A 14,339-nucleotide genomic window follows, 5' to 3' on the forward strand; every position below is an offset into this window, starting at 1 on the left:
TCCCCTCCTGACCTTGACGGGGCGCCCGGGCGACATGCTCGCGGCGCCCCGCTTTTCTTGCGCCGATCCCGTAAGGGCGCCGGAACCCGCCGTTAACCCTTTTACCTCGCTTTAACCCTGCGGGCGTAGGCGGGGGCAGGGTTGATTGAGGGGACTGACCTTGCGCATTCTGATCGTGGACGATGAGCCGGGGATGCACGAATCCTACCGCCAATGCTTCAAGGTCAAGGGTGCGGCGGGAATGCAGGGCGCGTCCCTCGACGCGATGGCGGCCGAACTGTTCGGCGACAATGACGATGCGCCCGTCGCGGAGAGCGCACCGGTCGTGTTCGAGCCGGTCCATTGCATGCAGGGACTCGATGGCGTCGAGGCCGTCGCCCGCTCGATCGACAGCGGCGATCGCTTTGCCGTTGCGTTCATCGACGTACGCATGCCGCCGGGCATCGACGGCCGGGAAACCGCGAAGCGCATTCGTGCGCTCGATCCCGACATCAACCTGGTGATCGTCACGGGCTATTCCGACTTTTCCCCCCTCGAAATCAGCCGCGATGCCGGTCCCGCCGACAAGATCTTCTACATCGCCAAACCGTTCCAGATCGAAGAGGTCGTCCAGACCGCGACCGCGCTCGGCAAGCGCTGGCAGGTCGACCTCGAACTCGCGCAGGCGATGAAGCTGCTCGAAGAACAGAAGGCCGAACTGGCCGCCAACGAGAGCAAGGCGACGCATCTCGCCAACCATGACAGCCTGACCGATGCCCCGAACCGGCTCGCCTTCATGCGCGCGCTGACTGATCATGTGCGCGGTCCCGAGACGTTCGCGATGGCGATGATGGACCTCGATCGGTTCAAGCTGGTCAACGATACGTTCGGCCATCTCGCCGGCGATGAACTGATCCGCATGGTGTGCGCGACGATCGAGGGCGCGTTGCCGCCCGGCGGTTTCGTCGCCCGGCTGGGCGGCGACGAGTTTGCCGTGCTGATGAAGGTGGCGGGCGAAGGCGAGGCGGTCGAGGCGGTCGAGCGGCTGCTGCTTGCCTGCTCCAGGACGTTCACCGTGTTCGGCCATTCGGTCCAGGGTTCGGCCTCGGCCGGCCTGGTCATCGTCGAGCCGGGGATGAAGCATGATCCGATCGACGTGATGCGCCGCGCGGACCTGTCGCTCAACGAATCGAAGCGCGCCGGGCGCGGCGTCGTGCGCGTGTTCGACGAAAGCATGGACGAATCGATCCGCTTCCGCCGCCAGATCGAAGGCGGCCTGTCCAACGCGATCGCGAATGGCGAGTTGCGCCTTGTCTATCAGCCGATCGTCGCGCGCGACCGGCTGGAGATCGTGGCGTTCGAGGCGCTGTTGCGCTGGAACAGCCCCGAATATGGTTCGATCTCGCCCGGCATGTTCATTCCGATCGCCGAGGAATCGAACCTGATCCACGAACTGGGCGACTGGGTGCTCGATGCAGCGCTCGAAATGCTTCAGAAATGGCCGGGGCAATATGTCTCGGTCAATTTCTCGCCGCGCCAGTTCCGCCGTCAGAACTTCGTCGGCCATGTCGTCGAGCGGGTGCAGCGCGCCGGGATCGAGCCGAACCGCGTCCAGATCGAAATCACCGAAACCGCGATCTTCGACAATGCCGAGCGCGCAGCCGACACGCTGTACCGCCTGCGCCAGATGGGCTTCCGCATCGCGCTCGACGATTTCGGCACCGGCTATTCCTCGCTCTACAACATTCGCAAATTTGCACTCGATTGTCTGAAGATTGACCGCAGTTTCATCGACGGAATGGGCAAGGAACGTGAGAGCGCAGCGATCGTCCATTCAATCATCCATCTCGGCCGCGCACTCGGGCTGGAGGTCGTGGCCGAGGGCGTAGAGACCGAGGCGCATCTCCAGGCCCTTCGCCTTGCCGGGTGTAGTCATTATCAGGGCTATTATCTGGCTCGGCCGCTGGAGGAGGATGTCGCGATCGATGTCGCGCACGAACGCTATATGGAGCCGGAACCGGTCGAACCGGTGATTGCGCAGCCAGGCACCGGCACCCACGGGTGACGCCCCGCCAGTCCATGTTCAAGCGACTTCAGGCCCGTATTCCGCGCTCTCTAGGTGCCAAGCTCGTCGCGATCCTTACGGGGGTCGCACTGGTCGGCGCGGCCAGCATCACGCTGCTGCTCGCGCTGGTCATCACGCCCGGGTTCGACCGGCTCGAGGCGCAGGCGGTCGAGGGGCATGTCGAACGCACCCGCGCGGCGCTGACGGAATATGCCTCCAAGGTCGAGGCGTCGGTGCGCGACTATGGCGACTGGAACGAAAGCTACGCCTATATGGAAACGCCTAACCGGGCGTTCGAGCAGGACAGCTTCGCCACCTCGGCGATGGTGAATCTGGGCGTCAACGGCATGGCCTATGTTCGCCCGGACGGCGAACTGGTTATCGCGCGCTGGCTGGATATCGACAGCGGGACCGACCAGCCGGAGATGCGCGCGCGCATGCTCGCCGCGATCAAACGCATCGACATCGCGCGCGCGCTGGCGACCCGGAACAGCGCCAGCTTCTACGCGCGGCTGGGCGACCGGATTGCGGCGATCGGCATTGCCCGCGTTCGGCGGACCGACGGAAGCGGCACGCCGCGGGGGACCGTGGTGATGGCGCGCCTCATCTCATCCGAACAGCTGAGCAACCTGCTCCAGCTGCAGGCCGGCATCGATCTCCCGCAACCGGCCGCCGAGCCGCGGGTCGTGGCGGGCGAGCGCAATATCGCTGTCGCGGTGCCGGTCCTCGGTGAGGGCGGCCGTCCGGTTGCCAGCGCCACATTTGCCGTCCCACGCGACCTCTCGGCACTCGGCCGCAACATGCTGAAGCTGGCGGCGATCGGCACGTCTGCCCTTTTGCTACTGGTCATGACGGTACTCAGCCTGATGATCGCCCGTCTGGTGCTCCGGCCACTCAATCGCGTCGAGCGGCACATGGGCGTCGTGCGCGGATCCGGTAATCTGGTCCTCCTCACTGAAGCGCCCCGCAGGGACGAAATCGGGAGTCTCGTCGCCAGCTTCAACGCGATGCTGAGCCAGCTCAAGGACCTGCGCGAGAAGGTGGAGGTGCAATCGTTCAAGCTGGGCCAGTCGGAAAGCGCCGTGGCGGTGATGCACAACGTCCGCAACGCGCTCAACCCAATCAGTACGATCCTGAGCAAGGGGTTGGGCGAGGCGCCCGCCGCGGACGCCGCGCTGCTCAATCGGGCGCTGTCCGAACTGGCGGGCGAGGATATTCCGCTCGCTCGTCGCCAGAAGCTGGCGGCGTTCGTCGCTGCAGTGCTGGAACAGGAAATCCAGGCGCGCAATGAGCGCAGGCAGCAATTGGGCATCGGTCGCGATGCGCTGCACAACGTCCTCGAAATCATCGGTTGCCAGCAGCAGCAGGCGCATGAGCGACCGCCCCTCGACGCCTGCGACGTCACCGATCTGATCGCGCGCAACGCCACGATCGCGCGCTATACCGGCGCCAATTCGATCGCGTTCCATTTCCCCTCGAAGCCTCACTGGGCGCTCGCAAATCGCGTGCTGCTGAGCCAGGTGATCGGCAATCTCTTCTCCAACGCGGCAGAAGCGATCGCGGCGAAGCATGGCGAGGGCGGGAGCATCGCGGTGACGATTCGCGAGCGCGCGGACAAGATCGAAATCCGGATCTGCGACAATGGCGAGGGCTTCGACCCGGCCGCGGCGCCGCAGCTGTTCCAGCGTGGGTTCTCGACCCGCCAGCACAAGTCGGGCGGGCTTGGACTGCATTGGTGTGCAAATTCGATGGTCGCGATGGGCGGCAGCCTGATGCTGCTCAGCGAGGGCAAGGGGCAGGGCGCGTGCGCCGTCCTCGAACTGGCGCTGTCCAACGTCGTTCACGATGTCGCAGCGTGAAACGGCGCGGCGACTGATCGCGTCTGTCGCCACATGCTTCATTCGGCGTCAGAACCATGTGGATGCGTCGACTGGCCTTTGCTTTTCTTACCTGCATAGTATCGCCTGCGCTGGCCTGCTCGGTCGCACCGGGATACCGCGTCCCGACTACACTCGAGCTCGCTGGTGAGGCGGATCGTATCGTCATTGCCGTGCCGTTCGGTCAGCGTGACGCCGACACCGGGGAGCCAGAGGCTCTGTTCGCGGAATTGTTCGTGCTGAAGAGCGACGGTCGCGAACCATTCGGTTCCGCCATCGGGGTTCCCGGACTCATCGCGGATGTTGGGACCCCGGTCACTCCCAGCGACCCGCGCGAACTGGTGCGCGCCCATCCTGAGACCTATTCGGGTGGCTGCAACCGCTACATCTTTGGACCCCGCACGTTCGTGCTGCTGTTTCTGAAGCGTCAAGGCGATCGCTATCGCGCATTGTCCTACGCATTTGCCAGGACCGCCGAGGACGCGAAGGGCTTCAATTCGCTCTGGGCGAAAGCGGTGCGCGAATATGTCGCTATTGCCGCGCTTCCTCCGAAAATGCGGCGTGCGCGAATGGCAGCGCGCCAGGCTATCCTGCGCAGGCGTGGCGATGCCGACTCACGGGCCATCGCAGATGATCTGCGAGCGGAACTGACGGGACCCGACAAACCATTGCGCGAGACTTTGCCCCCCGCACCTTGGGCGATCCGGTGAGCGCTATTGCGCGGGCGCGGGCTGTGTCCTGGACAGGCGACCCTCCTCGAGGATGGGTAATCCGCCTTCGGTCGGGACGTAGATGATTTGCCCCTGCGACTGCTCCAGATTCTGGATGTAGAGGTAGCGCAGATAGCCTTCCGGGCCGCCGAGGCTGTTGGCCACGATCCGGTTCGCCTCGGCCAAGCCTTTCGCACGGGCGACTTCGGCTTGCGCCTCGAGCGAGGCGGAGTCCATTCGCGCCTGCGCCTCCAGCACCTTGATCTTCCGGTTCTGGGTGGCTTGCGCAAGCTCGGCCTCGCCCGCGGTTTCGGCGTTCCAGACGCGCACCGAGTTGTAGGCCGCGCAGGAGCCCAGGCCACCGCCGACGATCACGATCAGCAGGACGGCGATCGCGCCGGCAAGCCGAATGATTGAGCCCCTCGTACGATCCATGTCAGGTCTCCGTTCAGCTTGCCCTGCGCACCGGCGCAAGCGTGTCCTTGCGCCGCAGATAGGGCGCAACGAGATTCCGGGCGCGGAAGAACTCTTGCCGGTCGGGGGTGAGGGTTTCGAAATTACCGATCACGCGGCGGCATGCAGGCGCGCGGCATTGGCAGATCATGTGCCAGTTGGATTGCGCCAGCGTGGTCGAATAGTCCCACGTCACCTCGTCTCCCGCGGCGATCGGCCGGATCGCGACGAGAATGACCCCATGGTCCGTGAAGCGGAGCCCGGCATTGGGGTCGCAGCTGTGATTGACGAGATCGTCGAGCTGCCCCGACGGTCCCATATAATGGTCGGGCGTCACCTGAACGAAGCGATCGTCGCTGCCGCGCATCAGACTGGGGATATCGTCGACATGGAAGTGGCGACCGGTGAATCGCATCAGTTCGGCGCCCTCGCCGAAGCGGCAGATGGCATAGACCGCCTTGCCGAGATGATTTTCGCCGACCGCGAACAGGTTGCGCGGATGCCGATAGCGATCGAGGACGAGCAGCCCTCGCCGGTTCCAGCCCAGCGAGCGCAGCGGGTTCAAGGTCGCAAGCCCGATCATGAACCAGATGCTGGCATGGCAGGCCAGCTCGACGAAGATATAGGCGAGTTCGTCCACGCCTGCTCCCCCCGCGCGTACCGCGACAAGCAGGGTCGCGAGGTCGCCCAACGTCCATAGGCCCCAGGCGGGCGACCGTTCGGCGCCTCGGTCCTTCCATACGCTTGCCCAGGTAGGCCAGAAGCTCACCGGGACGGCGGCGACAACCAGCATATGCGCCCAGAAGGTTTCGCGAAAAGCCACCCAGATCAGCAGGGCGAACAGGCAGGCGGCAATGCAAAATGCCTCGATATTGGTGGGAGAGGCCCAGTTCGACCGCCGCCACAAGAAACCGGTGACAACCATGCAACATCCGGCGGAGAGCACGAAGACCCAGCTTTGCGGCGATCCAGGGTTAACGGCTTGGTAGGTCAGGGCCTCTGCCGCTGCCGATGCACTCCAGATCAGCCATGACGCACGATTGGGGCGCACGATCGCGCGGCGCAGGCTAAGCAGATAGACGCCGTAGGCCGCGAAGCTCAGGCTCATCGCGATCAGAAACCAAGCATCGCCGACCATATTCCCCCCGAACCCGCTGCCTGTTTACCGTCTTCGGTAACGTTCGTCAAAGCGCGACTCGTGCTGAATCCACGAGTCGAGGGGTTTAAACCGCGGCAGTTTCTCCGCTGGCCGCGGGCTGAGGATGCGATCGATCCGCGTTGCGGGACTTCGGCGCCGCTACCCGGCGCGCCAGATGCGTACTCGGTCAAACTATGGGCGAGAACTCTGCCGGCAATAAAAAAGACCGTCATCGCAATCGGATAACGGTCGTCGCTAAGGGAAGGGGCCCGGGAAGGTGCAGCGTGGCGAGCTATCCGCCACGCTGCCTACCCGGGCCAAAACGGGTTACCAGGGGCGGACGTCTTCGCCGTGGCCGTCCCGAAAAAGCATCGCGAACATATCGTTTCTCCCAATGTGCGCTCCACAGTGCACCCATTTTGGTTAAATTAAAATTCATCCTTAATCAATGGTTCGGTTTACCGTAGTTTCACCTAGAAACGGCGCGCGACAGCCCTGTGTCCTTAAACCTTCCTTCAGCACTGGCTGATACGCGGGGTTTGATGTCCGACCCTGCAGATCAGCCCGGATTCCCTGGATCGCGTTCCACCGCGCCGCGTGGCGCAGTGGCATGCGGTGTCACAAACACAGCTTTCGCGTCCGCGCGAAGCCGGCCGAACGCGATCGCGATTGGCTGCTGGCGCGTTCTTGCATTGTGCGAGATCGCGAATTTCCAGTCGCTTCGCCGTCATCTGGGCCGCCCGCGCTCGGACTCGCTGATCCACGACCTCGGGGAACATGTGTCCCGACTTGAGACAGGGCTGCGCGTCGGCCCCGCCGGGCGCGCGCTGCTGGAGGTGGCGTTCGAAGCCGACAGCCCCGAGGATGCGACGGCGCTGGTCGACCGCCTTGCGCAGACCTTCGCGCGTTCGATCGATCTCGACGGCGAGCGTCATCTTGTCCAGCTCGTTTGGGGCGTCGCGGTCGCGCCGCCAGGCGAGGACGACGATGTGCGGCTGACCGAAGGTGCCGAAGCTGCACTCGAACAGGCGCGCAGCGAGGCGGGGATCGTCACGCTGGACCTTTCGCAGACCCACGTCGCGTTCGACGGCTCGGCTCTTGCGCGCGAGCTGCCGCGCGCGATCGCCGCCGGGCAGTTGTTCCTGCAATATCAGCCGAAGGTGAATGTGCGTCGGGAATCCGTTACCGGGGCGGAGGCGCTGGTGCGCTGGCATCACCCGGTGCGGGGACTTATCCTCCCGGGTGAATTCATCGGCGCGGCCGAAGATGGCGGCGAGATCGTCGGGCTCACGCTTTGGACGTTGCGGCAGGTGATCGCGGATCAGCAGGTCATGCGCGCGCACGGGCACGACATGCCGGTTTTCATCAATATCTCGGGCGTCCTGTTGGCCGACGACGCGTTCGTCGCCGAAGCCTGCCGCATCGTGCGCGACAGCGGGGCGCGGATCGGATTTGAGATTACCGAGACCGCGGTGATCCGCGATCCCGAAAGCGCGATCCGGCACCTCCAGACCTTCGCCGCCATCGGTATACCGCTGGCGATCGACGATTATGGCGCCGGCCTCTCCTCGCTCGCCTATCTGAAACAGCTGCCTGCGAGCGAACTCAAGATCGACAAGATGTTCGTGATGCAGTTGACCAGCAGCAACCGCGATCCCCTGATCGTCCGCTCCACGATCGATCTGGCTCATGCGCTTGAGATGGAAGTGACCGCAGAGGGCGTGGAGACGCCGGCCGCCCTGGCGCTGCTCAGCGTGATGGGTTGCGATATGGTTCAGGGCTATCTCATCAGCCGGCCGATCGCGCTCGACGCCTTCGTCCGCTATCTGGACGAGGAAAGCTACAGGTCGGTCGCAACGATGCGCACCAGCTTCGCGCGACCAGAGGCGTTCTGGCGCAAGAGCGGCTGATGCGGAAACTGATCGCCCTCCTGCTTTGCTGGATGGCTTTGGGCATCGCGGCACCGACGGCCGCCCAGCAGCGCGCCGAGGACACCCTGATCGAGCGTGCGAAGGCCGCGATGGTCCCTGAGCCGTCGGAAGCGTTTCGCCTCGCATCCGCTGCGCAACAACAGGCCCAGCGAATCGCGGACCCGGATGCGCGCAGCCGGGCCGAGGCGACCGCCTTGTGGCTGCAGGCAGAAGCACTGATTCGGGTTCGCCGCGCAAAGGAAGCATCGTCACGGATCGGCCGAGCGCTTCAACTGATCAGCGACGAACCCGAACCGACCAAGTTGCGCGGCGATCTATTGGTCGCGCGTGCGGGCGTTCAGGAATATGATGCGCGCTATGCGGAAGCACTGGCTTCGCTGCAGGAGGCGCACAATATTTTCGCCAAGCTGGGTGAAAAGCGTAGCCGGTCGATCGCGCTTCAGATGATCGCGTCGCTGTATAATCAGGCCAATGATCCCTCGAGTGCCGAGAAATATTACAAGCAAGCTGCGGATGTTTTCACGGGCGATGTGCGCGTGCAGATGGCGCTGTACAATAATCGCGGCAACGTATTGCTGAAGCTCGACGAGCCGGCGCGCGCGGAGGCTGAGTATCGCAAAGCGATCACTCTGGCCCGCCGCGAAAATTGGGCCAGTCTTCCGCAGATGCTGACCAATCTGGCACGCGCGTTAGTCGATCAACGCCGATTTCCCGAGGCGGACGCGGTTGTCGAAGAAATTCTGCAGGGCTCGCGCGGCGATCCTGACCGGCGCAACGAGCGGCCGGCTCTCGCTGTCGCTGCCGAATCCGCCCGGCAGCAAGGCAACCTTTCCCGCGCTGCGCGCCTGATCGAGCGCAGCTTCGACGGGGTAACGCTGTCCGATACCTCATTCGCGATGCGAGACGCACATCTTACTGCCTATCGTGTCTTTCGCGCACTGGGGCGGGACCGCCTTGCTCTCGCACATCTCGAGCGCGTTCGCATTCTGGGAGATGAGGCGGCGGAACTCGCCACATCGGCGAGTACCGCCCTGATGGCGGCGCGGTTCGACTATGCGAACCAGGAACTGCGGATCGCGAACCTCAAGGCCGAGGAGCTGCGGCGCGAAGCGGCATTTCAGCGCACATTGTTCCTGGGACTGGGCGGCGCCGCGCTCGTGATCGTCACGATGCTTAGCGTCGGGCTGTTCACGATCCGGCGCAGCCGCAATCAGGTGCGTGAGGCCAACGCCGTCCTCGCCGACACCAACGTGGCGCTCGAAAAGGCGCTGAAGGCGAAGACCGAGTTCCTCGCGACGACCAGCCATGAAATCCGCACGCCCCTGAACGGCATTCTGGGGATGACCCAAATCATGCTCCGCGATCCCGCGGTTCCTGATGCCACGCGCGACCGCATCAATATCGTCCATGGTGCCGGAATGACGATGCGCGCGCTGGTCGACGACATTCTCGACGTCGCGAAAATGGAAACGGGCAATCTGACCGTCGACCTGCGGACGACCGATCTTCACGCCACGCTGCGTGAGGTGACGCGGATGTGGGAAGAACAGGCGCGCGCCAAGGGGCTGGACTTCACGCTCGATTACGCGGCCGCTCCCCGCTGGGTCGAAACCGATGCCGGAAGGTTGCGACAGGTCGTGTTCAACCTCCTCTCCAACGCGGTCAAGTTCACCGGGCAGGGCGGGCTCACGGTCACCGCCACGGCGGTCGACGATCGGCTGAAGCTGACGATTGCCGACACGGGTATCGGGATTCCCGCCGACAAGCTTGAGGAGGTGTTCGAATCCTTCCGTCAGGTGGATGCCGGAACCACTCGTCAGTTCGGCGGCACTGGCCTGGGTCTGGCGATCGTCCGCAATCTGGCGCGTGCGCTGGGCGGCGACGTGTCGGTGCGCAGCACCGTCGGCGAAGGATCGGCGTTCACCGTCGATCTCCCGTTGCGGCTGGCCGACGCGCCGGATGCCGTGTCTGCGCCGGAGGGGGGGGAGGAGTCGATCGTCGTGCTCGACCGCAACCCGATCGTCCGCGGCATGCTGCGCGCGCTCCTGGCGCCCAAATTCGCATCGGTCCAGTTTGCATCGACGCCGCAGGAAGCGATCGACCTGGCCGAACAGGCGGTCCCGGCGCTGATCCTGGCCGACGAGATGACGCTGGCGGCAGACGGCGAAGACGCGGTGGCCGCGCTCGAACAGCTTGCCGCCACGGCCCCCTCGGGCGTGCGCACGGCGGGTCTCTGGAGCAAGCCGGATGCCGATACCGAGGAACGCTTGCGCCATTCGGCGGCCGGCCTCGTCGTGATCAAGCCGGTGAAGGGGCCGGCGCTCGTGTCGACGCTGGTTTCCTCTCGTAAAGATTTTTGTGTGAGAAGCGAAACGACGATGCTTGTGTCACAGGCGGCTTAGGACGATAGCACAGTTATGACTGCCACCTATCAGATCGCCTGCACCATGCGCACGACTGCCCCATGAACATCCTGTTCATCGAAGACGATCCCATGAACCGCCGGGTCGTGCGCGACATGCTGAACGTCGCGGGGGCGAACATGGTCGAGGCCGAGCATGCCGAGGAAGGGCTGCGCAAGGTCGAGGAGGGCGAGTACGATGTCGTCCTGGTCGATCTGCGGATGCCGGGCATGGACGGCATCGAGGCGATTTCCCACATTCGTGCCCGCGGTGACGCGAAGGCTGAGCTGCCGATCATCGTCGTGACTGCCGATACGGCGGTCGACCTTCGCGAACGCTGTCTGGAGGCGGGCGCGGACGAGGTGTTGTTCAAGCCGGTGGCGATGGACGCATTGTTCGACACGATCGGTCGCGTTCTGGCGCTGCGCGGCGGCGACGACATGATCCTGTGAGCGGGGCGGCTGGCGCCTCGGCCGTTCAGTAGGTCCGCACCGGCATGTTGATCCACGGGTGCTCGCGGAACCATTTGGTGATGATGTACTTGACGCCCTTCACCACCGGTGTCCCTTCGTGAAGCGTGGCGAGATTGGGTGAGCCGTCCGGCTTCATGTTGTTCCAGGCGAGCAACAGCCCCCGTTTGGGCGCGACGCGCACCCCCGCCTGCGGGAACCAGGTCGCGCCGCCCTCTTCGACGTCGTTGAGGTAGATCATCGCAGTCCAGGTGCGCTGGCCGCCCGACGCCTTCATCGCCGGCCAGTAATCCTGCTGTTCGTTGAACCAGTCATAATGCGCGCGGAACTGCTGTCCGGGCGCGTAGCGCTGGCCCTGCATCGTTTCGCCATGTTCGGCCTGAATGCCCAGAAACGCCGCCATACGCTCGTCGATCGGCCGCACATCGGGCGACCAGCGATCGAGGTCGCAGCTCTCGCTGGTGCGAAACTCGGGATCTTCGGATGCCGCAAGCAGGGTGGAGGGGCGCCGGTTGGCGTCGATCAGGCGGATCAGCGTGTCGCATTCCGCGTCGCTCAAGAATCCCGGATGATAATAGATCTCCGCCTGATCCACCTTCGCCCGACGCACCCCGGAGTGGGCGGCAAGCTTTTCGGTTACCCTCTGGCTGGCGCGGGCGCGGGTCATCGATCCGGCGGGCGTCTTGGGTTTGGCGCGGGCAAAGATGCTCATGGTCCGCAATTTGCCGCTGGCGCCACGAAACGCAAGAGGCCCGGTCGTTGTCGACCGGGCCTCCGCACGCGACGAAACGCGATCCGCTTACCAGAAGATGTCGTAGATCACATCGACGACATAGCCGGTCCGGACATCGACGAGCAGCGCGTCATTGTAATAACGCACCCAGCGATACCCGCCATAGGCCGGCGGCAGGCGGTAGTAATAGGGATCGTTGATCCAGTAATTCGGCGAAAACAGCATCGAACCGATCGTCAGGCCGATCGAGAAGCGCCGGTAGCCGTAGCGATAGCCCGCCGGAGCATAGTAGCGCGGCAAACGATAGACGTGCCGGTTGCGCGCGCGATAGTCGCTCCAGTTGTAGCGACGGTCGCCCCGCCAGCTGCGGTTCCAGTTACGACGATCGTCCCAGCCGCGGCGATATTGCTGCTGATCGCGCCAGTCGCCATAGCGCCGCTGCTGCTGGCGGAAGTCCTGCCGATCGTCGCGCCGGTCGTCACGGAAATCCCGGCGATCGTCACGCCGGTCGCGGCGGAAGTCCTGCCGATCGTCACGCCGGTCGGCGCGGAAATCCCGGCGGTCGTCGCGGCGGTCCTCGCGGAACTGCTGAGGCGTCACATCGCCCCGGCGCAGGTCGCGCCGATCTTCACGGCGCTCCTGGCGGAAGTCCTGGCGATCGTCGCGCCGCTCCTGCCTAAACCCCTGTCGATCGTCGCGCCGCTCCTGGCGAAACTCACGGCGCGGCTGCTGCACGGCCTGACGCTGTTCTAAGGCAGGCCGCTGCACCTGCGGCCGCTGTTCCTGGCGCTGGGCACGAAAGTCCTGGCGCTGTTCCTGTCGCTGCGAACGCATCTGCTGGCGCTGTTCGCGCGCTTCCGCCCGGCGCCCTTCGCGATTCCCGCGGTCCTGCGCGATGGCCGCGGCGGGGGTCAGAACGGTGGCGCCGATCAGCGCCGCCAATATCATCTTTCTCATCATGTTCCTCCGCTCCCGGCCACAGCGCCGGCGTTCAGAATAGCGTGAAACTAGCGCGAGTCGTCTGACAAGCTACTGAACTTGAATGTCAGCATTCAGAAAGAATTGGGCCGCGTTTTACTCGTTCCCCAGCGCCGAGTCCTCTGTCGCCGCCGCTGCCGGCTGGGCTCGGTCGAGGACGATCTCCTCTTCCCCGCGCGCAACCCGCGCCGCCCGGCTGATCGCCTCGCTAAGCCGGGGATAGATGCCACAGCGGCACAGGTTCGTGATCGCTCCCGCGATATCCTCATCGGAAGGATTGCGATTCTTCCGCAGCAGTGCGGCGGCGGCCATCACGACTCCCGGGATACAATATCCGCACTGCACGATATTTTCCGCGATCAGCGCCTGTTGCACCGGGTGGTTGTTCTCCTGTGCCAGGCCCTCGATCGTCGTGACAAACGTACCCTCGACCGCAGCGATCGTGACCTGGCACGAACGCACCGCGGCGCCGTCGATATCGACGGTACATGCGCCGCAATCCCCCGTTCCGCAGCCATATTTGGTCCCGGTCAGGTTCGACGCGTCGCGCAGTGCCCATAACAGCGGAGTTTGCGGGTCCAGCTTGTATTCGACAGGCTGGTTATTGACGGTGAAGCGAGTCATGCCCCGCGCTCTTAGCGCGCAACAATCGCCTTGCCCATGCCAGCAGTCGGCGGCGCTGGCTGCCCATCTCCGGGACGGGCTCGGCTTCCAGCAACATCGCGGCGGCATCGTAATGCGATGCCATTTCGGCGCGGACCACGCGAACCCGAGCGCTGGCCGCGCGAACCGAGCGATCGCGTTCTTCCCGCGCGCGCTGGCGCAGGATCGGCGCGCCGTCGATTGTCGAGATCCCTATGCCCGGTTCTTCACGCATCGCATGCCCTCCCTTCGGATCATGCGGTTGTCGACCGGCGATGGTTAAGGGACGGACTTTTTTGGTGGAAGTTCGATCCGAAACGGATCGATTACGCGGTATTCGCGTCCGATCGCAGCAACGCACTTCTCAGGCAGCTGCACACGATCTCGTCGCGCTGGTTCAGCATGACATGGAGAAAGGTGACGATTCCCTGTCCGGGCCGCGACTTGGACGGGCGTAGCTCGACCACCTCGGTCTCGGCGCGCAGGGTGTCGCCGATGAACACCGGATTGGGCATCCGCACCTCGTCATAGCCAAGATTGGCGACGAGCGTGCCGAGCGTCGTGTCGCCGACCGAGATCCCGACCATCAGCGCGAAGGTGAAGGTGCCGTTGACGAGGATGCGCCCGAACTCGCTCGCGCCCGCAGCCTCGGCGTCCAGGTGCAGCGGTTGGGGATTGTGGGTGAGGGTGGAGATCAGCAGATTGTCGGTCTCGGTCACCGTGCGGCGCAGATCGTGCACGATCCGGTCGCCCACCTGCCATGCATCGAAATAGCGTCCCGCCATCACCTTCTCCTTTTGCCGCCCCACTTAACGCGTGCTCTCATTTTGTCAGTCCCCCAAAATCCTCTCCAGCCTGTCCCCGCGATGGCGGGGAGGGAGGGGTGACGTGCGCCCCTGATTGTTACCAGTCAGAGGTAGAGTTCGGCTCCTTCATGATGGTTGGTTGAGGGGATGGCAAC

13 protein-coding genes are annotated in these 14,339 nt (G+C 64.4%); 6 read left to right on the forward strand and 7 right to left on the reverse strand.

The window, feature by feature from the left end:
* Positions 1-193: 193 nt before the first annotated feature.
* The 3 genes from ABS767_RS17485 (at position 194) to ABS767_RS17495 (ending at position 4,631) form a co-directional block, all read left to right on the forward strand.
* Positions 194-2,044 carry a putative bifunctional diguanylate cyclase/phosphodiesterase gene (locus tag ABS767_RS17485; RefSeq protein ID WP_408080771.1) on the forward strand — a complete coding sequence of 617 codons (1,851 nt, stop codon included), beginning with the start codon at positions 194-196 and terminating at the stop codon, positions 2,042-2,044.
* Between the two features lie 14 nt (positions 2,045-2,058).
* Positions 2,059-3,903 (forward strand): CHASE4 domain-containing protein, encoded by a 1,845-nt coding sequence (locus ABS767_RS17490; protein WP_408080707.1) that lies wholly within the window; start codon positions 2,059-2,061, stop codon positions 3,901-3,903.
* A gap of 62 nt (positions 3,904-3,965) precedes the next feature.
* Complete coding sequence (locus tag ABS767_RS17495; RefSeq protein ID WP_408080709.1) at positions 3,966-4,631, forward strand: hypothetical protein; 666 nt, start codon at positions 3,966-3,968, stop codon at positions 4,629-4,631.
* A gap of 3 nt (positions 4,632-4,634) precedes the next feature.
* Here the strand turns inward: ABS767_RS17495 and ABS767_RS17500 are convergent, their stop codons facing one another.
* Positions 4,635-5,066 (reverse strand): membrane protease subunit, encoded by a 432-nt coding sequence (locus tag ABS767_RS17500; protein WP_408080711.1) that lies wholly within the window; start codon positions 5,064-5,066, stop codon positions 4,635-4,637.
* A gap of 13 nt (positions 5,067-5,079) precedes the next feature.
* Positions 5,080-6,222 carry an SET domain-containing protein-lysine N-methyltransferase gene (locus ABS767_RS17505; RefSeq protein ID WP_408080713.1) on the reverse strand — a complete coding sequence of 381 codons (1,143 nt, stop codon included), beginning with the start codon at positions 6,220-6,222 and terminating at the stop codon, positions 5,080-5,082.
* Between the two features lie 692 nt (positions 6,223-6,914).
* Here ABS767_RS17505 and ABS767_RS17510 point away from each other — a divergent pair.
* The 3 genes from ABS767_RS17510 (at position 6,915) to ABS767_RS17520 (ending at position 11,007) form a co-directional block, all read left to right on the forward strand.
* A complete protein-coding gene (locus tag ABS767_RS17510) occupies positions 6,915-8,132 on the forward strand; it encodes an EAL domain-containing protein (protein WP_408080715.1) in 1,218 nt (405 codons plus the stop codon).
* Complete coding sequence (locus ABS767_RS17515; protein ID WP_408080717.1) at positions 8,132-10,555, forward strand: ATP-binding protein; 2,424 nt, start codon at positions 8,132-8,134, stop codon at positions 10,553-10,555. The genes ABS767_RS17510 and ABS767_RS17515 overlap by 1 nt, the downstream gene beginning before the upstream one ends.
* Positions 10,556-10,617: 62 nt before the next feature.
* Complete coding sequence (locus tag ABS767_RS17520) at positions 10,618-11,007, forward strand: response regulator (protein WP_408080719.1); 390 nt, start codon at positions 10,618-10,620, stop codon at positions 11,005-11,007.
* 25 nt (positions 11,008-11,032) lie between these two features.
* Here the strand turns inward: ABS767_RS17520 and ABS767_RS17525 are convergent, their stop codons facing one another.
* From ABS767_RS17525 to ABS767_RS17545, 5 genes are all read right to left on the reverse strand, one after another.
* The gene (locus ABS767_RS17525) at positions 11,033-11,737 is read right to left on the reverse strand and encodes a 2OG-Fe(II) oxygenase (RefSeq protein ID WP_408080721.1); all 705 of its coding nucleotides are present in this window, start codon (positions 11,735-11,737) and stop codon (positions 11,033-11,035) included.
* Between the two features lie 87 nt (positions 11,738-11,824).
* The gene (locus ABS767_RS17530; protein ID WP_408080723.1) at positions 11,825-12,715 is read right to left on the reverse strand and encodes an RcnB family protein; all 891 of its coding nucleotides are present in this window, start codon (positions 12,713-12,715) and stop codon (positions 11,825-11,827) included.
* A gap of 117 nt (positions 12,716-12,832) precedes the next feature.
* The gene (locus tag ABS767_RS17535) at positions 12,833-13,360 is read right to left on the reverse strand and encodes a (2Fe-2S)-binding protein (protein ID WP_408080725.1); all 528 of its coding nucleotides are present in this window, start codon (positions 13,358-13,360) and stop codon (positions 12,833-12,835) included.
* Entirely contained in the window at positions 13,338-13,613 is a 276-nt protein-coding gene (locus ABS767_RS17540; protein ID WP_408080727.1) for a hypothetical protein, read from the reverse strand. The genes ABS767_RS17535 and ABS767_RS17540 overlap by 23 nt, the downstream gene beginning before the upstream one ends.
* 91 nt (positions 13,614-13,704) lie before the next feature.
* Positions 13,705-14,163, reverse strand: a complete 459-nt coding sequence (locus tag ABS767_RS17545; protein ID WP_408080729.1) for a MaoC family dehydratase — start codon at positions 14,161-14,163, stop codon at positions 13,705-13,707.
* Positions 14,164-14,339: the final 176 nt, after the last annotated feature.

It is taken from the genome of Sphingomonas plantiphila, from assembly GCF_046000505.1.
GTDB classification, from domain to species: Bacteria; Pseudomonadota; Alphaproteobacteria; order Sphingomonadales; family Sphingomonadaceae; genus Sphingomonas; species Sphingomonas plantiphila.